Here is a 24,236-nt window from a genome sequence, read left to right on the forward strand (position 1 = left end):
TACGATGAAGAAACGTTTACTAACCCTTCTATGGCTTGCCGTTACCCACGTTTTGTTTGCTCAGGATAGTACACAGGTCATTCAGTTTTCGATGGAAACGGATACGATTACGCCAGTTCGAAATCGGCTATTGGATACGTACGGCGATGTGTTTCAAACGCAGGTTCCCGCCCGTGGGATATTCAAAATCATTGCACCCCTGGGTACGGGGAAAACGGCCTTCGCTTCTCAAGTGGTTGTTCCGAAAGGACTGAACGATCAATTTCAGGAACGGATAGGATCTTTTAGATTGGGTTATGAGCGAAAGATAGCTCCGGACTGGTCAATCAATGCTGAATTGGCCCTGCCAGCAGGGGTGGGCAGTTATAGGGTAAGTTCGGTTCGATTGATGCTTGAAACTCGCTGGTATTACCGCATGAAAGAGCGGATTCGTACCGGAAGAAGCGTAAATAATGTATCCGAGAATTACCTGGGACTTTCTTTGGAATCTACCTTCCGTTTCATGTTTGAACGGTATCCCGGACAACCGCAAACCGGGTATAGCAATCAGGATATTGCTCTGGTATATGGAATTCAACGACGCTTCAAAAAGCGAGGTCTTATTGATTTTTCTTTACGGGGCGGAATAAGTACCAATCGGATACGGGACGTTTTTAATATCAATTCCGTGAATCCCGAACCGATTACCTGGTTTGTGGAAACCAGAACACTGATTGGTTTGGGATTTACCCGATTTTCGCAACCCTCATCCTCACAGTGCGAAATTCTGAGCTGTTTCGAACCCGTTCGGTCGCTCTGGAAACTGGATTTAAACAATCCTATTCGTATTTCCAATGGAACTAGTTTACTGCGAACGTCCGTGGCTTACGAACGGAAGTTGGGTTCCAGTCCCTTTTCCGTACAGGCGGAAGGGGGCGTTTACGGACGAAGTTCTCGGTATCACGGGGACTCTCGTCAGGCGTTGGTATCGCAGGGAAGTGGCTTTGATGAAAAACAGGTCCAGGGAAATATCGCGTTGGAAAGTCGGTATTACTACAACCTGAATAAACGAATCCGGCGGGGAAAACAGTCCGATAATTTATCGGGTAACTTTCTGACACTGGGGATGCAGCGGGAGCACTGGCTGGGACGCGTCCGCAACTACGGAGGGGGAATAGAGGATGGCGTAGCAGTGGAATGGAAGAAACGCTCCACGTACCATCAATACTTCACCGATGCTTATCTGGCCTGGGGTCTGCAACGACGCCTATTTACGAATGGTTTTCTGGAACTGAAAACCGGGTTGAAAGTACCGCTGACCACTTACGCGTCTAATCAGGAAAGGTACGTATCTACGACGTCAGGGGGTGCACTAGAGCGAGTGGAAACGAACCAGCGACTATACGCTCAACGTCAGAAGATGACTCCCTGGAGTGTTCACTTCTTCTTCGATCTGAAAATCGGTCTGGCCTGGGCCAAACGCAAGTAAATCATTCCGCTTCTATCCAACCCTTTCGCCGCTGTTATGAAAAAGCTTCTACTCCTCTTACTACTGGGAACGTGTATAAACCCGCTTTTTGCTCAGGATTCTACGCAAACCGTTCAGTTTACCACGGAGATGGATACGGTAGCAAGCACGAAGAAGCGACTGCTGGATACCTACGGAGACGTTTTCCAGACGCAGGTACCCGTCCGGAGCGTGTTCAAAATCATGGTGCCGGTTGATTTGCTGCGTACGTTGAACGGAGCCCAGGTGAGTATTCCCCGGCAAAACGGACAAAGCGTGGTTCAACAGTTATCCGATGTGGTGCGGGTAGGTTATGAACAAAAACTCAGTACGGCCTGGTCGATCAATGCCGAAGCAGCCTTGACCTGGAATAGTACCGGAGGCGTTTCGTACGTTCGGGGTGAACGTGGTGGCTTGTACTCAACCCTCTATCCACTCAATTTGCGGGTACTGCTACAACCTCGCTGGTATTATCGCATGAATCGACGCATCCGGGAAGGAAAAAGCGTAAATAACGTTTCAGATAACTACCTGGGACTGTCCCTGGAACGCCGGATACCGATTCGAACCGAGTCTCCGATTAGTCCCTATGCCTCCCGGCCTTCGCATACGCAGGAAGTGGCTCTGGTGTACGGTTTGCAGCGACGGTTTGGTAAACGTGGATTCGCTGATTTTACCATTCGGGCTGGAGTGGCGTCCAGTCAACTGTACAGTCGCTATTTACGGGCCAGTAGCTGGGAACCCTTCATTGAAACCCGTTCGCTAGTAGGTTTTGCCTTTGCGGGCCAGTCGCAGGCGATTTCCTCCCGTTGTGAACTGTTTCACTGCTTTGAACCCGTTCGTTCCATCTGGAAAGTAGATTTAAATAACCCCATTCGCTGGTCGCCTCATGCTGGTCACCTGCGTACGACGGTTGCGTATGAGCATAAACTCGGAACGTCTCCTTTTTCCCTACAAGGGGAGTTGAGCGTTTACGGCAAATACCAGCAAAGCGAACGTACCTACGCTACGGATTACCCGTATGCCTTTCGTGATCATCTGTTACAGGGCGGCATGGCTTTGGAGGCCCGATACTATTATAATTTGAAATCCCGTATCAACCGGGGCAAGCAATCTGATAATCTATCCGGAAATTTTGTGACGCTGGGCATTTCAAGTGAACGCTTAGGCAATCGAATCGAACAACGGGAGGGCAGTTTACGGGAAGGTGAAAAAAGAGTCTGGAGTACTCACCAGATCCGCCAGACTTTGAGTGATGGGTATCTGGCCTGGGGTACGCAGCGTCGTTTGTTTTCCAATGGTTTTTTCGAATTGAAAGCTGGTGTTCGACTGCCCCTTTCTACTTACGCCCACAATACTTACCAGGAAAAACGCTGGTATCAATCCGGGGAACCGGAAGAAGTAAGTCGTCATTCGAACGAGGTGTACCACGGGCGGGCTTACTCAATTCGTTCGACCGCTTACGGCTTCGTGGATCTGAAAGTTGGTCTGGCCTGGGCTAAACGCAAGTAAAATTGTAAGAATAGGATTAAATTCTCAGGAACGGGCGGGCTTGCGGGGGCTTGTCTTTTGGTGAAGGCTTGTTCGGTACTTACTTTTGTTGGTATTGATCATCACTAGCTCTTAACCAATTTTGAAGACAGGTCTGGCCCGCTTTCTATCGTTTGTACTGCATCCGCTACTCATTCCGACCGTATTGTGTGGAATCCTCTTTTATACGGCACCCTTCACGGTCGCCAATCTGGAAAGTTTTAATGGGCAGGAAACCATCGACTTTTTTGGCGTAAAGCTCAGTTTCAGGTTTGGGCTGTTGCTACTGGTGTTTTTCTTTACGTTCCTGATTCCCGGGTATTTGCTGTACGTCTTATATCGGTTACGAGTGATTCGTAGCCTAACGATGGAGCGGCTCGAAGATCGCCGAGGCCCGTACCTGATTATTGTTCTGCTGTATACGCTCTTTTCCTTTGCTTCCTTGCGGTACCTGGTTTTGCTGCCTCAACTGACGGTGGTGATGGCCAGTATCACCTTTTCCGTTTCCTGCGTATCATTCATCAGTCTATACTGGCAGATTTCCGCTCATGCTACCGGAATGGGTGGAGTCATTGGAGGACTGATTGCCCTGACGGCTCGTTTCGGTACGACCTCTTTATTGGCCCCGCTAGTCGTATTTATTTTATTGACGGGCTTGGTAATGAGTGCTCGCCTGCAGCTCAATGCTCATACCCCCCGGCAAATTCTGGCGGGCTTATTGCTGGGCGCGTTCATCTGTGGCACTACCTTCTACACCTTCTGGCAGCTCGATCTGGTCTAAAAGCAAAAAGCCATCCCCGATCAAAAGGATGGCTACAATGCCGGTCATAAAGCATAGGCGTGCTTTAACGTGCAAACTATTGTTGCTCGCTTTCCTGCATCTTCTGGCGGTAAGCTGCCTTGATGACTTGGTGACGGCGAGTGATTGACGGCTTCGTAAACGCCATACGTGAACGGAGCTCACGCATTACGCCCGTTTTCTCGAATTTCTTCTTGAAACGTTTGAGGGCCTTGTCAATGCTTTCGTTTTCTTTAACTTGAACGATAATCATGTGTGTTATTCGGCAATTTGAAAGGTTCAACTCCAAAACAGGATTGCAAATATACGGTTCTATTTTATATTTTCAAGAGTTTATTGGCAACTTTGGCGAACAATTGCGATTCGGAAAAGTATATCTTTCGAATTGTTGTATGATCTGTCTCGTCCAACAGGCTCCTTTTCTAGAGCTTACCGCTTTTTATCATGACTCGTCTTGCCATTATTGATCTGGGTACCAATACCTTTCAACTGCTGATTGCCGAAACGCAGGCGGCCGGTTTTACTATTTTGCATGACTCCAGCATGCCCGCCAAAATTGGCGAAGGTGGTATTTCTGATGGAAAAATTACCGAAGCCGCGATGGATCGGGCCGTCGGTGTACTGCGGGAGTTTTGTCAAATTACCAACCAGTACGACATCGCTCCCGAAAAGATCGTAGCCCTGGGTACGAGTGCTGTTCGCAATGCCACCAATCAGGAAGAATTTTGCGAACGTGTTCTGAATACTACGGGTATTACCGTAACCATTGTACCGGGCGAAGAGGAAGCCAGTCTGATTTACGAAGGGGTGAAGGCCGGTACCGTACTGAGCGAGCAAACTTCCCTGATAGTGGATATTGGCGGAGGCAGCGTCGAATTCATTCTTTGTAACGCCAAAAAAGTTTTCTGGAAACAGAGCTTCGAAATTGGTGGACAGCGACTGATGGACCGTTTTCAGCAAGCCGACCCCATTCTGCCCGATTCAATCAGTAAACTTTACGAATACCTGGAGCAACAGCTAGTACCCCTTACCAACGCGGTGCACCAGTACGAACCGAAAGAAATCATTGGTTCAGCGGGGACGTTTGAAACGTTGATTGATATAGAATCCATGCGGAGTACGGGTCATTGGCCGGATCCAGAACAGGTAAGTTTTGAGTTGCCCATGGCTTCATTCATCGACTCGTACGAAAAATTTCTGACGCTTGATCGGGACGCTCGTTTGCAGATTCCTGGGATGAAAGAATACCGCGTAGACATGATTGTAGTGGCGTCCTGTTTGATTGCTTTTCTTTTACGCAAGTACCAACTCAAACAAATTCGGGTTTCGCTGTACGCTATGAAAGAGGGCATGTTGTCACGAATGAGCCAGGGGCAGTAAGCATTCGTTAAAAAAACTGAATGCGGTACGAATCGCCTGCGTTTTGCGTATCTTTCTTACACAAGGGGGGCTTCCAAAGCAAATACAAACCGGGTTTGCCAGGAAATACCCCTTGAATCTCCCAAACCTTGAACGGATTGAAGGATTATTTTCAGGATGAAAAGACGACGTGTGATTAAGGGTTTAGCAGCCATGCCGCTGTGGTTCATTACGGATAGACAGGATCCCGTCAAACGGTATCCGGTGGAGAAAACGGAAGCGGAGTGGAAACGTTTACTAACCCCAGAGCAATATTTTGTAACCCGCCAGAAAGGTACAGAACGAGCCTTTTCGGGGAAGTACTGGAACAACCGGGAGAAAGGTACCTACCTCTGCGTATGCTGTGGGGCCGAGCTCTTCAAGACCGACGCTCAGTTTGATACCGGAAGCGGTTGGCCCACGTTCTCCCGGGGCATAAATCCGCGTAATCTGGAAGAGAGCACCGATACGAGTTACGGACTAGTACGTAAAGGCATAGCCTGTAGTCGCTGCGGAGCTCACCTGGGCCATTTGACGAACGACGGTCCAGCTCCGGGAAAGTCTAAGTACACCATTAATTCAGCAGCATTAACCTTCGAAAAGGGTAGATAATTGATGGAAACCGGCTCCGTTAGGGGCCGGTCTTTTTGTATTAATTCTAGATCAAGCGTTAGGACTTAATTCTAGACTTTATTGATAAAGTCAAAATATAATTTGGTGTACGTTTTGAATTATTACAGGATATTTGTTATGTTTCCCATTCTGTAGATGAATACTACTAAAGCCAGTCTTTTTTCCTGCGTTTAAAAATATTGATTAACACTTATGCAGTTTTCTTACGATGACTACCAGACCGAAGGTTTCTACGATGAAATGTTCGACGCCCAAGGGAATGTGCGGCTAGGGTACGACGCCTTCAAACAACGCAGTGAACAGCTCAGTATGGAAGAAATGACGCGTCGTCATCAGGCCGCTGAGCGGGCTCTGATGGCGATGGGCATTACATTCAACGTATACTCCGAAAATGAAGGAACCGAGCGGATTATGCCGGTGGACATCATTCCCCGGATCATTCCGAGTAAGGATTGGAATAAGCTCGAAAAAGGCCTTATTCAGCGGATCAAGGCGATCAATCTGTTTATCGACGACGTCTATAATGAGCAACGAATCCTGAATGATGGCGTAGTACCCCGGGATTTGATTGAATCCTCCAAGAGCTTTCTTAAAGCCTGTATTGGACTAAAACCACCCAAAGGGATTTGGTGCCACATCACGGGTACCGATCTTATTAAAGGGGACGATGGCGAGTACATGGTGCTGGAAGACAATCTTCGCTGCCCCTCGGGGGTATCGTACATGCTCGAAAACCGGGAATTACTTAAGCAGACCTTCCCGGAAGTATTTGCCCGTACCGATGTGCGGCCTGTATCCGATTACCCCAGCCGTTTGTTGCAGATGCTGCAGCATATTTCCGGTCGTCCCGATCCGACCGTATGCGTTCTGACGCCCGGTATTTACAATTCGGCGTACTTCGAACATTCGTACTTGGCCCAGCAAATGGGGGTAGAGCTGGTGGATGCCCGCGATCTGGTCGTACACGATGGGTACGTGAAAATGCGGACGACCAAGGGCTTTCAGGTGGTCGATGTCATTTATCGCCGCATCGATGATACCTTCCTGGACCCTCACGCGTTCAATCCGGATTCGCTGATTGGCATTCCAGGTATTTTCGATGTGTACAAGAAAGGTCGCGTAGCCCTGGCCAATGCCCCGGGTACGGGCGTGGCCGACGATAAAGTGATTTACGCCTACGTACCCCGGATCATCAAGTATTATCTCGATGAAGAGCCCATTATTCCGAACGTGCGTACCTACATCTGCCGGGAGGAAGAAGACCGCAAGTATGTGCTGGAAAACATTGAGCAACTCGTGGTGAAAGAAGCCAACGAAGCGGGTGGATATGGAATGCTGATCGGGCCCAAGGCGACGAAGGAGGAACACGAACTGTTCCGGCAGAAAATTCTGGCCAATCCGCGTAATTACATTGCCCAGCCCACCATTTCGCTTTCGCGGGTACCTTGTTTGATCGAGGGAGCCATTGAGGGTCGCCACGTCGATTTACGCCCGTACATTCTTTATGGCGACGAAATCAATGTCATTCCCGGTGGACTGACGCGAGTCGCTCTTAATAAAGGGTCGCTGGTGGTAAATTCCTCGCAGGGAGGCGGCAGTAAGGATACGTGGGTGATGTGGTAACACAATTATAAGTACGATTCAATAGTTCTAACAAAAAGATTCACGGGTCATAGAATTTGGATGAATCCATCACTTGCTTCCCGTAAAAAGGTATAATTTTTGTTTCGAATGTTACTGCCACCGTAGTTTTCCATTTAAAACTGCGGTGGCAGTGACGTTTAATAACCCTAGTGTAAAACCTTCACAGACCTGAGCCAACCGTTCGGCAAAAGCTTTGTATTAGTCCGGGAACTGCTTCCCGTTTACTTTAGTTGAGTAGGCAAACAAGGAAAGATGATTCAGTCGATATACAGGGGGCATCCGCAAAAACTCAATGTATGTTAGGCTGGCAGGCTCTTTTTACACTTTTGTGGAGTCAGCTTTTATGAGTTAATTTACTGGTAGATACAAAAGCGTTTGTGCCGCCCACATAAACATGTCTATAATTACTTCTATACTTCATCGGATTACATGGCCTGTTTTACGGGTGAATGTTTCTTCTCTGCCAATTCCCGTTTTTGAACAAGTACTCGAAGAAATGTTCTTGCTAGCAATGGGTTCGTTTCGTAGTTTTTGGATGGTTCTGATTCGTGTGTATTCGGGCAAAAGCCTAAATGAATCTACGTCTAACGTATCGTTCTGTTTGTTGCCTATCCGGTAGCGTATCATTTACCACACCATTGATTAGACTCAGATGCGGTTGAAATTCTGGATATTGTTGATGTTGGGCGGAGGAATTCTGATTGAAATATTGATTGGTATTAACGGGCATCGTACCATCCGGCGGCTCGTCATTACCAACAATTGGATTACGCATACCCACGTCATTCTGGAAAAAGCCGAGCAAATTGATACGCGTTTAACGCACATTGATAATGACTTACGAGGACATATCCTAAGTGGAAATCCATATTTTTTGGCCGATTTTAACCGGAATGCCCGGGAGCTAATTGATCAGTCCAAAGACCTCAATGACTTCGCCAAAACCGCCGATCAGCAACGAAGAATCCGGGAATTAAATCGAAAATTAGAGCATAAACTGATGCTGGGCCGGAAACTCTTTATTCAGGCCCAGATCGAAAACGGAACGACCCGACTGGATTCCGGTCGTATTTACCTCGATCAGACCTACGAGATCCGGAGCCTGCTGGTTCAGATTCAGGAGGATGAACAGACTTCACTGGCCCACCGGGTAGGGGAAAGTGAACGTTCGGCCAATGAAGCCCTGCTTAGTATCATCATCGGTACGCTGGTGGCCGTAGTAATTATTCTCGGAGCGGTTTATCTGCTCATTCGACTGCTGCAAAGCCGTACAAGTCTGAATCTGGAATTACAAGCTAATGAAAAACGGCTACGCGAAATTCTGGATGCCGTTCCGGCAGCGGTAGCCGTATATGATGAACAGGGAAAGGTCTATTACACCAATCGGGTAACGCGTACGTTACTGAAACAATACGCATCATTCCAATCGTATGACGACCTGTTTAAGAGTTTACCCGTTTACCAGTTCCCAACTGGAATACCCTATCCCTTCGAAAAAAGGCCTTATTTGAAAGCCCGTAGAGGACAAGCCGCTCAGATTGATGATTTGGAGCTTCGGATTGGTGATGAGCGTACGTTGTTACTAAGTTCGGCGGTGCCCATTTTTGATCTCGAACAGAATCTGCAATACGTAGTTTCCAGTTACGTCGATATTACCGATCGCTTGTTGTCGCACTCTCGTTTGAACGAAGCGAAAGAGATGGCTGAAAAAGCGGCCCTAATGAAGGAGAACTTCCTGGCTAACATGAGCCACGAAATCCGTACGCCGCTCAACTCCATCATCGGCTTTACGAACCTGCTGGAAACCACGCCGCTGACGGCTGAGCAAAACGAGTATTTGAAAGCGGTCAATACAGCCAGCCGTAATCTGCTTACTATCGTTAATGATATTCTGGACATTTCGAAAATTGAAGCAGGCATGCTGCAATTCGAAAAAATTCCGTTTAGTATCATTTCGCTGGTACAATCAATCAAGATCATGTTGCAACCGGCTGCTTATGACAAGCAGCTCGAACTCGACGTACAGCTTGATCAGAAGCTCCCACCGGTTGTACTGGGTGATCCGACGCGGTTAACCCAAATTCTGCTGAACTTAGCTTCCAATGCTATCAAATTCACGGAAAAAGGTCGCATTGAAATCACGATTCGCTGTAAACAAATCGAGGACCAGCAAGTGTGGGTAGCCTTATCGGTGAAAGACTCGGGCATTGGCATCGCCGCAGACGTATTGCCGCATATTTTCGAACGGTTCCGTCAGGAAAGCTCGTTTACCACGCGGCAATACGGCGGTTCCGGGCTGGGACTTAATATTGTTAACTCGTTGGTAGATATGCAGGGCGGTCGTATTGAAGTGGAGAGTACACCGGGCCTGGGCTCACTCTTTACGGTTGAAATTCCCTACGAAATTGCCGAACCTACCTCGCTGGAAGATTTTGGTTCCTACCACTCCACGCCGTACGAAGGACTGAGAAAAATCTCCGTGTTGGTAGTCGAGGATAACCCCATGAATCAGAAACTGGCAACGGCCGTACTCGGACGCATGGGCTATTCAGCCGAAATCGCTGAGAACGGTGTAAAAGCGTTGAAAAAGCTTCGGGAAAAAAGCTACGATTTGATTCTGATGGATATTCAAATGCCCGAAATGGACGGGTACGAAACGACGCGGCAGATTCGCAACGTGTTGCATATAGAAGTACCGATTGTAGCCATGACGGCTCACGCCCTGGTAGGTGAACGCGAACACTGTCTAAAGGTGGGTATGAATGATTTTATCTCCAAACCCTTTCAAATGAGTGACTTGTATAAAGTGGTTCGCAAGCAATTACAGGTACAAACGCCCGCCTTTGTCCCCGCCACTACTGAAATGAACAGCCCAATGAATACGATGAAAATAAATCTGGATTACCTGCACGAAGTAACGGGTGGCGATCATGAATCGATGGCCGATTTATTGGCAGTTTTCCTCGAAGAAACGCCCGTACAACTAAAACGAATGAGTGAAGCTCTACAACAGCAGGATATTGTTGAGGTAGGAAAAATTGCCCACGCTCTTAAGTCGCCCGTACAAATGATTGGAGCGGTGGAAGTAGTACCCGCCTTCATTAAATTACAGGAACTGGCTGCAAAAAACGGTGATTTATTTACCGTACAAAGCATCGTTAAAGACGTCATTCAACGAATGGAAACGCTGCTGCCCATGGTTGAAGAAGCTCGAAAAGAGTTTTTGCCAACGGTGTAATCAGTATAAAGAATAAAATTTTCGTAGGAAGGAAAATGAGCTAGACGTGGGCTATTGATCTACGTATTTCTCCAAGAACACCAGTACCACTTCGGGTTTCTATGCCACCGAATGTGGTACTGGTACCTCGTACGAAGTCTTCAAAAGCTGGCCTATGAGCATGCTCACCGAAGTGGGTTGGGGCAAGCTTGCTATGTTTAAGCAAAAAGCGGACTGGCGTATTCGTAGCGGCTTTGTGCTTATAGGAATGGGTTTGCCGGCTGGCTACAAAATGCCACCTTGGTTTGGATTTTGGTCTTTTTGCTGATGAGAGCTCAATGGCCTGACTCGTTAGGGTAAGACATACGGCAGCGGCCTGTGCTAGAGCGTCGATACGACCCTTTGATGAATCACTTCTTTGATGAGCATCAACACGGGTGGCGGAAAAGTGCAAAAAGTGTACGTTCCTGAATCGGTACAATCCCACAATTAATCCCTAGGTTCGCAGGTATGTTACAAGCGTACATCGTGGATGGATTACGGCTTCCCACGGGGAAAGCCCAGGGCTACTACAAAAATGTACTCCCTGAGCAACTCATGGCTGAGGTATTGCGGGACTTTCGACGCAGGTATTCCGACTTGGTTTTTGATGAACTGATCGTTGGAAATGCCCTTGGTACGGGAGGCAACATGGCCCGCTATGCCTTACTGGAAGCCGGTTTTTCACCCGCTATTCCAGCTACGACCCTTGATCTGCAATGTGGAGCAGGCTTACGGGCTCTGGTAGCAGCCGAAGCTCAATTGAAAAGTGGGATGGCTCAGAGTATACTGGCGGGCGGAATGGAAAGCAATAGCCTGGCTCCCCGGCGACAGTATCAGCCCCGCGACCCCCGGTACATCGACGCTGAGACCTTCTATACGCAGGCCACGTTTGCTCCGGCCTCGTATGGGGAAGCCAGCCTAAGGCAGGCGGCCCAAACGGTGGCAGAAACCTACGAACTTTCCAAAGAAGAACTGATGCGTTGGACCGTGCGAAGCCATCAGAAAGCGGAGCAGGCCATCGAAATTTTAAGAGAAATTCGAGTCCCTTACGGGGCTATTATGGAAGATCAGCCGCTACGAAAATCCTTTTCGTACGACAGTCTGGTCCGTACCCAATCCTCGCAATTAATCGACCATACCAATACCGCTCACCTGCACGACGGAGCCGCGGGTATTTTACTGGTAAATGATACCTTACGGGCTGAGTATGAGCCCCGATTCAGACTGGTTGCCTCGGCTATGGCCGGGGGCTTACCTACGCTGGCTCCGGCGGGTGTCATCTGGGCAACGGAAAAGTTACTGCGACAAACGAGCCTATCCATTCAGGATATTGACCTGTTTGAAATCAACGAATCCTTTGCGGTCAAACCACTGGCCTTCCTCAAGCACTGGAGGATTTCTGAAGAAAAAGTAAATATATTTGGCGGAAATTTGGCGTACGGACATCCCTTTGGGGCTTCCGGAGTGATTAATACCATTCACCTAATGCGAGCCCTGGCCCACACCGGGCAAAGGCTCGGCCTGGTAACGGTCGGCGTCGCGGGTGGTTTGGGTATCGCCCTTTTGATTGAACATCTGAATTCGTGATTCTCCAGAAAATTCTTCATACGGCCGGAAAATTTCCGGATAAAACGGCACTACAATACGGTCGCCGGAGCTACACGTATGCCGAACTAATCACGGAGATTCAGACGCGGGCGGGAGCGTACCAAGCCGGCATTTCGCAAGCAACGGTTATCCTGGCTCAGACCGAGGCTCTGGAAAACCTGCTTGATCTGCTGGCCTGCATGGCCTTGAAAAAGGCCGTATTGTTTGCCTCTTCGCAACTCACGAGTGATCAGATTGAAGGCTTACGGCAACGCGAAAAGGCCTATTTGTTGGAGCAGACCTGGCCGAAATCTGAGGAAAGCATACGAGCGGAAATTCAGCCGACTACGCTTACTGATCGATTTCTGGGTGTACTCACGTCCGGGACCGAATCCGTACCCAAAGTAATCTGGAAAGATTATCAGAGCTGGGTAACGGCCTTTCCGCACCAAAGTGATGTATTCGGTATTACAGCGGATGATCGACTACTGGTACTGGATGCTCTGAGTTATTCGGCGAATCTCAACAGCGTATTGCACCTGCTCTGGCAGGGCGGAACCATCGTACTGACTTCGCTGAAATCAGCGGGGAGCTGGGTGCAGCAAATGCAGGACGAGCGAATCACGTCGGTATTCATGGTGCCTTCGCACTACCGTTTGTGGGCACGCTCGGGCGTATCGCTGCCGCTGCTTCGCTCGCTGGTGAGTGCGGGGGAAAAACTGGAAAAGTCGCTGGCAGAAACGCTGCTTCAGGTCAGTCCGCAGGCCCTGCTGACTGAATATTACGGAGCGGCGGAGCTAGGGCACATTAGTTATCAGCAAAACGAAGAAATACTTCAACACCAGTTTTCCGTAGGGAAGGCTTTTCCGGGGGTACGTATCCACATTGTTGACCAACGCATCCGGGTTGAAAGTCCGTACGTGTCACCCGATTACCGGGGAATCAATACGGTGTTTGACCTGGGGCTGATGGACGATGACCGGCTGGTACTGATGGGCCGGGCTGGACGGATGTTTAACCGTCGGGGACTAAACATCTTTGCCGAAGAAATTGAAAACCGGGCCAAGGAACTCCGCTTTGTTCAGGAAGTAGCCGTAGTAGGGCTGCTTCGTGAGGATCTTTCGCACGAAATTTATCTGGTTTTTTCGGCGACGTACCCGGGGCAGAACTCCGTTCCGTATACTCGTCAGCTCAAGGATCACCTCTTGCAGTCCCTGCCCCCGGCTAAACAACCCCGTCGTATCTTCGAATGGCGTAATCTTCCCCGAAAGGATCACGGGAAGATTGATTACCAAGCCATCGTACGCACCCTTGCCGACGAAGATTCTCCCGAAATTCTTGCCTTACCGGCTTAAGGCCGGCTATCGCTCCGTTGTCTGGTTCAAGCCGACTATGGACTCTCTTTCTTCTTTTTTTATTCAACCTTCGTCCGTGAGGTAGGGTTCGCCATGGCTGGTTGAAATTCATCCCATACCACTACACGTGCGGAGAAGCTAATGTATTGCATGAAACGTATATTTATAGGCGTTACTTTTTTGATTCCTTTTCTTTCCCAGGCTCAGGATAGTACGAAAACTGTTGGTTTATCCGAAGTAACGGTCACAGCCAATTTACAGTCAACCGAAATTCGCAAAACTGCCCGTAACGTCACCGTCATTACGGCTCAGGATATTGAAAAAGCTCCGGTGAAGACACTCGATGGTATTTTGCAGTACGCTCTTAATGTGGACGTACGTTCCCGGGCTCCGCTGGGCGTACAGGCCGATGTCAGTATTCGCGGGGGAAATTTTGATCAGACGCTGATTCTGGTCGACGGCATCAAGATGAACGACCCGCAAACGGGCCACCATTCGCTGAATTTGCCTTTTCCCTTATCTACGATTGAGAAAATTGAGATTTTGCAGGGCGGAGCTTCGCGGGTATTCGGGCCCAGTGCGTTCTCGGGCGTAATCAATATTATCACGAAGAAAAACCAGCCAAGCCAGGTCAATGTGGGACTGGCCGGGGGAGAATATGGATTATATCAGCTGAATACGTCGGTGGGATTAACTACCGAAAAGCAATCCACGCTGGTGGCCGCTGAGAAAATCCACAGTGACGGATATGCTCACAATACCGCTTTCGATCGCCACAACCTGTACGGACGGACCGCCTTGTCGCTGAACAAAACAACGCTGGCCCTGCAGGGGGGCTTTATGGATAATCAGTTTGGAGCCTCCAACTTTTATCATCCCAAGTTTTACAACCAGTATGAACAGGTTAAGCAGTATTTCGTAGTCGCCCAGGCTGACCGGCAGCTCACTCGCCAGTGGTACTCGAATCTGACTGGTTCGTGGCGGCGGCATTTTGATTTGTATGACTTCGATAACTATCGCGAAACCAAGCCCGCTTCGGTAAACTTCCACCAAACCAATGTATACAATATCGAATGGCGGAACCGATGGACCCACGCCTGGGGCACTACGTCCTTCGGAGCCGAATGGCGGCGGGAGAGTATCATCAGTAATCGCTTGGGGGATGCTCTGGCTAAGCCCAAAGCCGTACCTGCTTTCTTTGGTCAGAAGTACACCTTCGGTAAAGATCGCGATAACGTGAATGTGTATCTGGAGCACCTTAAACGCTGGGAACGTCTGACCTTAGTAGCAGGTACGCTGTTTAACATCAACTCTCAGTTTGGTAACGAATGGTATCCGGGCGTCGATCTTTCTTATACCCTAACGGACCGCGTGAATGTATACGCCAGTGCCAACCGGGCGGTGCGTTACCCGACGTTTACGGAAATGTACCTGAATTCTTCCACGGTGATCGCCGACCCGAACGTACAACCTGAAAAAGCCTGGAGTTACGAAGTGGGTACCAAGCGTTTTACGGCTGTGGACCAGCTGACCCTTTCGGCGTTTTACCGGCAGAGCAGTACGGCCATCGATAAAATCAAACGCCCTGATCAGGCCGTGCCGCGGATTGAGAATATTCGTAATCTGAATACTTTCGGCGTGGAAGTGGCGTATACATTGCAGATTAGCCAGGTAGTGAACAAGCCTAATTATTGGCTGCAGCGACTGACCTTTAACTACGCGTACATCTCGGCAGATCAGAAGCAGCTCAACTTCCAGTCTTTTTACACACTTAACTATTTGCGGCACAAGCTGAGCTTGGGTGCGAATGTTCGACTGGCTAAAAACCTTACGCTGGATGCCTGGTACACGCTCAAAAAACGCGAAGGCGACTATCAGTGGGATGCCAGTACGCCGCCGCAGCCCTACGCAACGATTCATCTGGTCGATACGCGATTGTCGTGGACGCAACCCAAGTTCCGGCTTTTTGCCGACGTAAATAACCTGATTAATCAGACGTATTACGAACATGGCTTTGTCCAGCAACCCGGTCGCTGGCTTACTGGCGGAATATCCTTGACCTTATAAAAAGGACCTTGAAGTAAAAGGCTGGTAGAGATACCAGCCTTTTTTTGGCGTTACGGCGACCGATGGTGAACATATAAAAACCGTTTGCTAAAAAAGAGAGACGATATAAAGTAAAAATTGTATACGTTTCTTGCTCGTTACGAGATAATTCCGCTATCTTTGTTCAAAAGGTGTACGAATTGACTAAAAAAAATGGATAATACTTCTGCTCAAGAGCTGACGCAAAATGATTTTTTTGCCCGGAATCTGGTTCAGCTACGTAGCCGATTGGAAGGACGCGTATCCCAACAACGGCTGGCGGATGAATTAGGACTGAAGAAATCGACCTGGGCGGCATACGAGTCCGGTCGGGCAGAACCCCGCTATGGTGATCTGATTAAAGTTGCTGACTTTTTTCAGGTAAGCGTAGATGACATCCTCCGAAAGGATTTAAGTAAAGAGCCCCTGAACATGCCTAAAATTCCTGAGCTGCGGGTACTGGCCACGACCGTGGATACCCAGGATCAGGAAAACGTAGAGTTTGTACACGTGAAGGCTCTGGGTGGTTACGCCGAGGGATATGGCGACATTGACTTCATTGGTAAACTCCCCACGTTTCACTTGCCCTTTTTGGCTCGTGATCGTAAATACCGGGCTTTCCCTTACGAAGGTGAATCGATGCCTCCCTTACGGGATGGTGCGGTGGTATTCGGTGAATACATTGAAAGTTGGGAAAGTGTGAAGAACGGTAGTATTTGCCTAGTAGTAACGAAGAATGAAGGGGTAGTTTTGAAAATGGTTTATAATTACCTGGCCGAAACGGGCGTACTGGTGCTGAAGTCACTCAACGAACGTTTTGCTCCGTATCCGGTCCGTCGGGAAGACATTAAAGAATTGTGGCGATTTGCCGGATTTTTCGAGAATAAATTCCCGGCGTGAGACTCGTAGGAACAGTGAATAATTTTTTTAACTAAATGTCTTTATTTTTTGTATAAAAATAAATTTATGTTTTATATTTGTACAAAAGATATAGACTTAAGGAAGTCTCAAATTAATCACTGTTCCTATGAATTCATCCCTTTCAACTGATACGGTGCAGTTGGGTCAGCCCGCTCAGAAACTCAAGTCTTATGAAATTGAACGCGTAGACGAAGAAACGGGTGCTCTGGTTACGGAAAGTAAATTTCTGTATCTGGAAGGTCACCCTCGGGAATACCGTTTCAATGGTCAGAATGGACAATTCAATTTATACGGCGAACGCATCCTGACCGATTCCATTGGCAAGCCGATTACGGAATTTTCGTTTCAGCCGATTGCTTACCGGATTTTTGAGGATACGTTATTTACGCGAAGCGAACGAGAAGTGTGGGCGGAGTTTTTCTTTATCGATGCCGATAATTGCGTGGCGTCTCTGATGTTCAACAATACGTCGGTATCGGAGCTGTATCGGATGATGCAACCCGTTTTCTACGAAAGAAAAACACTTTGTGATCTGATTATCACCATCAAACCCGAAAAGGTGACCAGTAAAATGGACTCAGGAAAATCCTGGTACATTGCTCGGTTTTCGTATCGGTCCGGTGAAGTCGAGAACGTACGTCAATATCGTGACTTTGCCCGTGACCATCATTTATACCGGGCAGAAACGCTGACGGATTCAGCGATGCACCGGATTGTTTCCAAATACTATAACCGCTTACCCGAGCCCGAAATGGTATCATTACCCGAACCAGTGAAGGAATTGGGCTCAAGTGCTGCTTAAACGTGAACTAGAAAGTCCGCCTGTGAGAAAGAATAGATGCAGGAGAGAGGAGGCGGACTTTCTAGGAAAGCGTAACGTTTTCGTTAACGGGCTTAAGTCTATTAATCACGTCACGTAAAACGATGATTTGCTCTTTCAGTAAAGCAATCACTTCATCACGGTCACTGACCTGTTTTTCAAGGAATTGAATTTGTTTTTGTAGTAATTCCACGCCGAGTAGGGGGCCTTCCGTTTCCGCATTGATGCTTTCAGACGGTACCACAGGCATAAGCGTGATGTACGTCTGACCCGTGCCACGAAGTAGCCAGTTACAGTCCAGATCATGGTAAACCGTGGCAATGGAAGTAAGGGTATCATAGCTGGGCTGAGTTTTCCCCTTAAGAATCGAATACAATTTAGCGGGTTTCGAAAACCCTAGTTCCTGACTGAAACGGTAAGGCGTCAGCTTTTTGAGCTGGATGAGGTGAGAAAGTCTTTCGTAGATAGTCGTCATTGAAGATGATTCCATAGTGATGCAAGAGTTGTTGTGGCGTGCAGCAAAAGTAGTCAATCGTTTTTTAAATTCTTGCGTCAACTGCTCAACAAATTTTTGATGTTTCTAAAATAACGGGAATAGTTCCTGATACTGAAATGATCAAACTTCATTCTGAACCTATACTGGGCCGCTTGTCCTCGCAACCTTCGGTGGAGCATCAATTGTTGCAGGGCCTGACATCCCTGAGCATACGTCAGGCAGCTATGCCTTCGGCAAGTATGCTGGAATTATATGAACACTTACGGGAAAATTCCACCTTCGGCACAGCCTGGCGGTTTCCTAAGTGTAGTGAAATTGGGCGAAGGCTGGGAAAAGATACGGTAGTAAAGCTTTTGTGCGTAACCCTAGCTGATTTATCGATGGCGGCTCAGGCAGACTGTCGGTTGTTGCCCGCTCAGATTAGCTCGCTGGCCGAAGAATTGGCTCAGCAATTTCCCTACGAAAGCTACCGTGAATTTGTGGTGGCGTTTAAGGAAGTACGTTCACGCGTGAGTCGTTGGCGTAGACCGTTAAGCCGTCGCCGCATTGTGCAGCTGCTGCATAGTCACTTCGAGCGGCGGGCTGAATACCTGGAACGTTTTCATGGCAGTTTTTCCGAGAAAAATACGGCCTACCCCCAACGGGCCTAGTCTATAGATTGTTTTAACTAACTGAGTACCAAAAAGAAGTAAGCCATGCCTTCAAAAATAACCCCATCGCCGGTTCTTCCCGTTGAAGCAATGGCTTCAGTCGCTAGTCGTTCGCGGAAAGTAACGAAGGTGCCTAAAGATCTTATTGAAAAAGTTTCGCCGCAGGTCTGGCAGGAAGTTCAGGCTCTCAAGCAGGAATACAAAGAGCCTAAACGCTGGCCAACGCGATTGCTACTCGATACACCGACGCTGGATTATCTGATCCGTGACGCATACCGCCTCTCTCAAACGGCCGTAGTGGCCATTAATGAGCCGGGTACTGTGTGTTTCGTTAGTGAATGTTCCTGGCTGGAGCTGGCTGAAAAAATGAAACAGGGCTTGTACGGAATCCGGGTCAACTTTGGTGAGTTCATGCAACAGGTCATGAATCATTATAAGTTACAGTTACTACCCATGGATGCCCAGGCCCTTGAAAAATACCGTAATCTGACGGCTCTGACCGCCCCAGCTAAACGCATTACCTGCGGCTGGCTGGCTGCTCAGGCCTTGGCAACCGGAGCAACGCTGATTTCCCCCGACGGTCATTATGAGTTATACCGTTCGCAGGGATTGAAACAGCTTTGGTAAGTTCGAATTGTCTATTCTACCCACCTATACCTACATAGGCCCAGTCTGTTTCAGGCTGGGCCGCTTTTTTTGCTAGCCAGGGTATCAGCTTTTAGGGAAAATGGAAAAGAAATCGTCGAAAAAGGCCTTCCAGTATGATCTGGACTTTCGGAAAACCAACTTTCGGGAGCATCCGGAATTGTATCGCGTAGGCGTAGGAGAGCAGGGGGTATTGTTAGTCGAACCGTATAAATCAGAAATCTTGCCCCTGTGGCGATTTCGGACCGAAGCCATTGCTCAGGAATCGGCGGAAGCGATTTATAAAAAATTTGAAACGTATCTGGCCGAGCAGGATTTTGTGGGAGCAGATATGGCCCGGAAGTATTTGCAAATGGGCTTTACGCGAGCCCGACGGTATGCCAACCACGCCAGCGGAAAAAAGTATACGGAAAAGGAAAGCGATTATGAACCCGAAACTCGGGCGTATCCGTATTCTTCTGGAAGTATTCACAAGAAAAATCCGCTCCGTCCGCAGGAAGAAGATGCATTGACCAGCGAAAAAGCAAAGGCGGCCACGGTCTTTAAAGCGTACTGGGATCAGGCCCGGCAGCACCCGGAATACTTGAAGCAAAAAGAAGCATTTAACGAAAAGTACGTAAGAGGAAAGTAGCTGAAGTTGAAAATCTTCCCGAAAGCCCTAAGCCTTCGGGAAGAACGATCGAGCGATCGTTGATAATCAGGCAACCAGACGCCAGGGCTCACCCTGATTAAAATCAAAGTTTACGTCTTTCCAGGTTTCCAGCAGAAACTGATACTTTTTGCGACCTTCGGCCAGAAACTCCAGCGTCGTTTCGAACCAGAAAATATCGTACGGTTCTTTCTTCTGAACGCCTACGAAAATAAACTGCTTTCCCGTACCTCCCAGGCTATCCAGGTAAAAGGCCGCCTGTCGGTCATACTCCAGATTATGACACTGATTGATAAAATCCTGGTAGGAATGGGCCGAAGTCGTTTTTAAATCCAGCACCACCCGGTTCTGATATACCATATCCAGACGAGCCTTACAGAGTAAATCCGTGGCCGGATCCGTAAACAGTTGGGCGTGCTCCTTTTTGGAATACTGACGGTACCAGTTAAACGCTTTATGGGAACGCAGGTTTTTCTCTAGCAAAGCCAGTCGTTCCTGGTCTGCGGTATGTACCTCAATTTGCGGAACGTTCGGCTCGAGTAGCGTTGCGTGCAAAGCCCGGCCAAAGGTGGCAGTCCGGGGAGGGATATACGATTTCTTACCAAATAAATAATCCCGGAAGCGGCTTAGGTCGCTATTTGAGATCCGGCGAAGCTGCCGGTAGCTTTCTTCATTCATTTTCGTCTCCATTGCTGATATAATTCCAGTCCCTGTGAAGTAGCCTGCGATAATTCGCGGGCCGTAAGTTTACAATCCCGATAGATCTTCATTCCCTCGGGCGTCAGGTGCCCGTGCCGAGCTACATCCTGACGAATACAGAGCAATGCGAATGATTTATTAGACATACGGGTGACTGAAATTAAGAGGCAATTTTACCCGGTGTGAATGGAATTTCGTCGGCCACTTTCGGAGCCATATTGCGTAACAACGCCTCGGTCTGATTGAACGCGTGGGCGTACGCAGCGGCTGAAGTAGGTACGCAGCCATAGGCATACAACATACCGGGCCAGTACCGAAGCCGCTGAATGGCTGGGCACTCTTCCCGATACGCCACGATCGTTACAAAACCGTCTTCCTGACGGAAAAAATGTTCGCCATCGGGCGTCTGATAGAACAAATCTCGTTGAATAATCATCGCGTGGAATGGTCAATAGTTGATATACAAATATACATAAATTGTTGAATATTTGACTCAAAAAAATAGATTTTATTTCATTTTTTTACTTTTAATGCTGGCAACTATGCAAATGTTTAGGTATATTTGAATAAAAAAGACAATCACTGATGGAAGAAAATATTGTTCGTCAGAAGACGGTGAAGGACGCCGATCGGGAATTTGAACGGGCGTTGCGTCCCCTCTCGTTCGACGACTTTACGGGTCAGGAAAAAGTGCTGGAGAACCTGAAGATTTTCGTTCAGGCGGCAAAGCAACGCGGCGAAACGCTCGACCATGTATTGTTACACGGACCTCCGGGTCTGGGCAAAACGACGCTCTCTCACATTCTGGCTAACGAGATGGGAGCCGGGCTGAAAGCGACGACCGGACCCGTACTGGAAAAGCCCAGTGATCTGACGGGCGTGCTGACTACCTTACAAACGGGCGACGTACTGTTCATTGATGAGATTCACCGGCTCAATCCTGTGGTGGAAGAGTATCTGTATTCGGCCATGGAAGATTACCGAATTGATATTTTGCTCGATTCCGGGCCTAATTCCCGAACTGTACAGATTGGCCTGAATCCCTTCACCCTGATTGGAGCGACGACACGGGCGGGATTGCTTACTTCACCGTTACGGGCCCGGTTTGGTATCAACTGCCGCCTGGAATACTACGACGCGGATTTGTTGTCAAGTATTATTACCCGCTCTTCAACAATGTTAGGTACGCCCATTGAGCCGGAAGGAGCCATGGAGCTGGCCCGCCGCAGTCGCGGTACGCCACGGATTGCCAATAATCTGCTGCGTCGTACACGTGACTTTGCTCAGGTCTTGGGAAATGGAACCATTACGCGGGATATTGCCTCGCTGTCGTTACGAGCCTTGGAAGTAGATGAAGGAGGGCTGGACGAAATGGACAACCGAATTCTGCTGGCGATTATTGAGAAATTCAAGGGAGGTCCGGTAGGTCTGTCCACCATTGCCACGGCTATTGGGGATGAAGCGGAAACCATTGAAGAAGTGTACGAACCTTTCCTCATTCAGGAAGGATACCTAATGCGGACACCCCGGGGCCGGGAAGCTACCGAAAAAGCCTATCGCCATTTAGGGTTTGATTTTCCTACAAAGACAAACTCCTTTCAAATCGCTGCTTAATTCTTTAATAGGCGAGTCTGAATTCTATACATTTAATGCAAAAAGAGTCGATCCTATCGACTCTTTTTGCATTAAAATTAACTTGTAATTAGAAATAATTTTAATGATTATTGGGTCTAAAATACACCAAGAGGTTAAGTCTTGTGTTAAGCATTGAACTAGTAGTAAATGATTTGTGATAACTGCTAATATTGCGATATTTAGCCTATGGATTTAGCCGTATTCCCTATAAACACACAATTAAGATAAGAAATTAGGCTTTAGTAAAAGTTATACTGATTAGCGAAAAATATTGACCTAAATAACTATGCTACTGAGATCATTTAAGATTCAAAAAATAATTTGTAGTATGAGTATGCTGTAAATTTTATAATTTCGTATTCCCAACTGAATGGGAATACGAAATTGAAGTAAGTTTGGCGGCTTGACTTCAATGTATATAATGTAAAAGCGTTGATGTTTCTGACATCAACGCTTTTTTTATACTAAACAAACGTCTATTTAATAAAGTTACACGACGTAAAGTATTGTAAGATTAATAATCTGTAAAGACAGATAAATAGGGTTAATAAGGGATAGACAGATTTAGCCATCACCTCGATAGCTAGGATGGTTAAGTTTCCGTTTTACGCACGATTTGTAGCTTCGCTGAGTGTTACAGGTAAATCTAGTAAACGGGCCACTCGCATTTCAGCTTCTCTAAACTCACTTTCCGTACAAGGATCGCAGGCTAGTTTTCCTAGCGTATCCGGACGCATCCGAGTTCGTTCAACCAATGGGTTAAACTCATATAAACAAATAATTTTCACTTCGTCACCCTGGCATTTGAAGTACTGGCCACCGCCTTTCGACTTCATAAAAATGGTTTCTTGACTCATAGCTATTATTGGGTTGAATACTGTTTAAATATCTTTTAAGTAAGTACGTATCATTAGGCAGCAATCTGGCCTGTTAAAGGGAATAAACGGGTATCGATTTCTGGTCGAATTCGTTCGGTAAAACGTCGCTGAACGAAACTATTTTGCAGATACTCAGGCAAGCTTGCCAAAAACTCCCGATACGCTGCTACACCCATCGCTTTTACTACGTAAGCTTCATGTACGGCGTTGATATGATCAACAATGTCAAGCAAACAAACGTTAAAAAGCTTAAAATCCAGGTCTATGTTTACAAAGCGTTCAATTTCCCGATTCGTAGAGGAAATACGTAACCTAGAAAACAAATCCAGAAACGTCGTTAAACCAATACGATCGGAAAGTTCTTGCCAGTTTTGTTGACTAAATTTTTCCAGAATCTTACCCGTACGTTCACTCCGTAACGCAATAGCAGGGTTGGTTTGTAATTTCTGACGTAGTGAACGCAGTTGTAAGGTCCGCGTCGTACGCAAAAACTGTCCCACCTGAGCCTGGGCTTCAAAGGGAGTATCGGCTAATAACAAACCCGGTTTACGATGCCCACGCGGCAGTCGGTGCACATGGTAATGATCCAGCGGGCCATCGGCGTAAAAACTCAGGTAACGGGGATAATACGAATTAGCAACCAATCGGCTGGTCCGTCGGCGGATATTCATCTCATCATTGGTCATGACGCCTTGAGTAGCCAGAAAGGCCCGTAGGCTGTACCACACACAGTAATAGGCCTGCGGGAAGGTCCAGTGTAAGGCATTCGACAGAAAGGAATCATCACCCATGGAAGCGGTATTCCGCAGGGCATATTCGGTATTCCAGGCATTCAGTAACATCCGCTTGGTCATATCCAGACTCGCCTCGTTCATACGAGGAGCGTAGTTACGAAATCGGTCCAAATCAGCTAATTTGCTGTTCTCTTCGGTATGCCGGATATGGTAATGAATGCCAAAAAAGTGGTTCAGAAAAACGCGGGCGGCAATGGACTGTTTCCACTGCTCATCCTCTTCCTGATGTATCGCTAAGGATTGATTATTTTCTTGCATTTTTTCAAGGAGGCT

General features: G+C 47.8%; 23 protein-coding genes. 16 read left to right on the top strand and 7 right to left on the bottom strand.

The window, feature by feature from the left end:
* The first annotated feature begins 4 nt into the window (after window positions 1–4).
* From C5O19_RS04460 to C5O19_RS04470, 3 genes are all read left to right on the top strand, one after another.
* Window positions 5–1,468: a hypothetical protein gene (locus C5O19_RS04460; protein ID WP_104710084.1), complete on the top strand. Its 1,464-nt coding sequence runs from the start codon at window positions 5–7 to the stop codon at window positions 1,466–1,468.
* Between the two features lie 36 nt (window positions 1,469–1,504).
* Entirely contained in the window at window positions 1,505–2,998 is a 1,494-nt protein-coding gene (locus C5O19_RS04465; RefSeq protein WP_104710085.1) for a hypothetical protein, read from the top strand.
* Between the two features lie 121 nt (window positions 2,999–3,119).
* Window positions 3,120–3,797, top strand: a complete 678-nt coding sequence (locus C5O19_RS04470) for a phosphatase PAP2 family protein (protein WP_104710086.1) — start codon at window positions 3,120–3,122, stop codon at window positions 3,795–3,797.
* A gap of 76 nt (window positions 3,798–3,873) precedes the next feature.
* Here the strand turns inward: C5O19_RS04470 and rpsU are convergent, their stop codons facing one another.
* Window positions 3,874–4,068, bottom strand: a complete 195-nt coding sequence (rpsU, locus tag C5O19_RS04475; protein WP_094811467.1) for a 30S ribosomal protein S21 — start codon at window positions 4,066–4,068, stop codon at window positions 3,874–3,876.
* A 191-nt stretch (window positions 4,069–4,259) separates the two neighbouring features.
* On the opposite strand from rpsU, the gene C5O19_RS04480 reads away from it, so the two are divergent.
* From C5O19_RS04480 to C5O19_RS04520, 9 genes are all read left to right on the top strand, one after another.
* The gene (locus C5O19_RS04480; protein ID WP_104710087.1) at window positions 4,260–5,195 is read left to right on the top strand and encodes a Ppx/GppA phosphatase family protein; all 936 of its coding nucleotides are present in this window, start codon (window positions 4,260–4,262) and stop codon (window positions 5,193–5,195) included.
* Between the two features lie 156 nt (window positions 5,196–5,351).
* The gene (gene msrB / locus C5O19_RS04485; RefSeq protein ID WP_104710088.1) at window positions 5,352–5,825 is read left to right on the top strand and encodes a peptide-methionine (R)-S-oxide reductase MsrB; all 474 of its coding nucleotides are present in this window, start codon (window positions 5,352–5,354) and stop codon (window positions 5,823–5,825) included.
* A 213-nt stretch (window positions 5,826–6,038) separates the two neighbouring features.
* The gene (locus C5O19_RS04490) at window positions 6,039–7,469 is read left to right on the top strand and encodes a circularly permuted type 2 ATP-grasp protein (RefSeq protein ID WP_104710089.1); all 1,431 of its coding nucleotides are present in this window, start codon (window positions 6,039–6,041) and stop codon (window positions 7,467–7,469) included.
* Window positions 7,470–8,142: 673 nt separating this feature from the next.
* Window positions 8,143–10,728, top strand: coding sequence for a response regulator (locus C5O19_RS04495; RefSeq protein WP_104710090.1), 2,586 nt, complete (start codon window positions 8,143–8,145; stop codon window positions 10,726–10,728).
* Between the two features lie 489 nt (window positions 10,729–11,217).
* A complete protein-coding gene (locus C5O19_RS04500; protein ID WP_104710091.1) occupies window positions 11,218–12,336 on the top strand; it encodes a thiolase family protein in 1,119 nt (372 codons plus the stop codon).
* The gene (locus C5O19_RS04505; protein WP_104710092.1) at window positions 12,333–13,691 is read left to right on the top strand and encodes an AMP-binding protein; all 1,359 of its coding nucleotides are present in this window, start codon (window positions 12,333–12,335) and stop codon (window positions 13,689–13,691) included. The genes C5O19_RS04500 and C5O19_RS04505 overlap by 4 nt, the downstream gene beginning before the upstream one ends.
* 150 nt (window positions 13,692–13,841) lie before the next feature.
* Window positions 13,842–15,758, top strand: a complete 1,917-nt coding sequence (locus C5O19_RS04510; protein WP_165795935.1) for a TonB-dependent receptor plug domain-containing protein — start codon at window positions 13,842–13,844, stop codon at window positions 15,756–15,758.
* Between the two features lie 192 nt (window positions 15,759–15,950).
* On the top strand, window positions 15,951–16,676 hold the full coding sequence (locus C5O19_RS04515) for an XRE family transcriptional regulator (protein WP_104710094.1): 726 nt from the start codon (window positions 15,951–15,953) through the stop codon (window positions 16,674–16,676).
* A gap of 127 nt (window positions 16,677–16,803) precedes the next feature.
* Entirely contained in the window at window positions 16,804–17,499 is a 696-nt protein-coding gene (locus C5O19_RS04520) for a hypothetical protein (protein WP_104710095.1), read from the top strand.
* Between the two features lie 61 nt (window positions 17,500–17,560).
* On the opposite strand, the gene C5O19_RS04525 is transcribed toward C5O19_RS04520, so the two are convergent.
* Window positions 17,561–18,007, bottom strand: coding sequence for a helix-turn-helix domain-containing protein (locus C5O19_RS04525; protein WP_133163299.1), 447 nt, complete (start codon window positions 18,005–18,007; stop codon window positions 17,561–17,563).
* A 122-nt stretch (window positions 18,008–18,129) separates the two neighbouring features.
* Between C5O19_RS04525 and C5O19_RS04530 the strand changes: the two genes are divergently transcribed.
* From C5O19_RS04530 to C5O19_RS04540, 3 genes are all read left to right on the top strand, one after another.
* Entirely contained in the window at window positions 18,130–18,663 is a 534-nt protein-coding gene (locus tag C5O19_RS04530; RefSeq protein ID WP_104710097.1) for a hypothetical protein, read from the top strand.
* Between the two features lie 45 nt (window positions 18,664–18,708).
* On the top strand, window positions 18,709–19,290 hold the full coding sequence (locus tag C5O19_RS04535) for a type II toxin-antitoxin system VapC family toxin (protein WP_133163300.1): 582 nt from the start codon (window positions 18,709–18,711) through the stop codon (window positions 19,288–19,290).
* A 100-nt stretch (window positions 19,291–19,390) separates the two neighbouring features.
* On the top strand, window positions 19,391–19,939 hold the full coding sequence (locus tag C5O19_RS04540) for a DUF4385 domain-containing protein (RefSeq protein ID WP_104710099.1): 549 nt from the start codon (window positions 19,391–19,393) through the stop codon (window positions 19,937–19,939).
* A gap of 66 nt (window positions 19,940–20,005) precedes the next feature.
* On the opposite strand, the gene C5O19_RS04545 is transcribed toward C5O19_RS04540, so the two are convergent.
* Genes C5O19_RS04545 through C5O19_RS04550 form a run of 3 tightly spaced genes read right to left on the bottom strand, consistent with a single transcriptional unit; the run spans window position 20,006 to window position 21,092 of the window.
* A complete protein-coding gene (locus tag C5O19_RS04545) occupies window positions 20,006–20,635 on the bottom strand; it encodes a PD-(D/E)XK nuclease-like domain-containing protein (protein ID WP_165795936.1) in 630 nt (209 codons plus the stop codon).
* Window positions 20,632–20,802: a hypothetical protein gene (locus C5O19_RS25935; protein ID WP_165795937.1), complete on the bottom strand. Its 171-nt coding sequence runs from the start codon at window positions 20,800–20,802 to the stop codon at window positions 20,632–20,634. Before C5O19_RS25935 ends, C5O19_RS04545 begins: the two co-directional genes overlap by 4 nt.
* A gap of 14 nt (window positions 20,803–20,816) precedes the next feature.
* Window positions 20,817–21,092: a hypothetical protein gene (locus C5O19_RS04550; RefSeq protein WP_094808647.1), complete on the bottom strand. Its 276-nt coding sequence runs from the start codon at window positions 21,090–21,092 to the stop codon at window positions 20,817–20,819.
* 149 nt (window positions 21,093–21,241) lie between these two features.
* Between C5O19_RS04550 and ruvB the strand changes: the two genes are divergently transcribed.
* Window positions 21,242–22,270, top strand: coding sequence for a Holliday junction branch migration DNA helicase RuvB (gene ruvB / locus C5O19_RS04555; RefSeq protein ID WP_104710101.1), 1,029 nt, complete (start codon window positions 21,242–21,244; stop codon window positions 22,268–22,270).
* Window positions 22,271–22,896: 626 nt separating this feature from the next.
* Here the strand turns inward: ruvB and C5O19_RS04560 are convergent.
* Window positions 22,897–23,148: a hypothetical protein gene (locus C5O19_RS04560; RefSeq protein WP_104710102.1), complete on the bottom strand. Its 252-nt coding sequence runs from the start codon at window positions 23,146–23,148 to the stop codon at window positions 22,897–22,899.
* A gap of 53 nt (window positions 23,149–23,201) precedes the next feature.
* The gene (locus C5O19_RS04565) at window positions 23,202–24,221 is read right to left on the bottom strand and encodes a hypothetical protein (protein ID WP_104710103.1); all 1,020 of its coding nucleotides are present in this window, start codon (window positions 24,219–24,221) and stop codon (window positions 23,202–23,204) included.
* Window positions 24,222–24,236 lie beyond the last annotated feature (15 nt).

It is taken from the genome of Siphonobacter curvatus, assembly GCF_002943425.1.
Lineage (GTDB): Bacteria > Bacteroidota > Bacteroidia > Cytophagales > Spirosomataceae > Siphonobacter > Siphonobacter curvatus.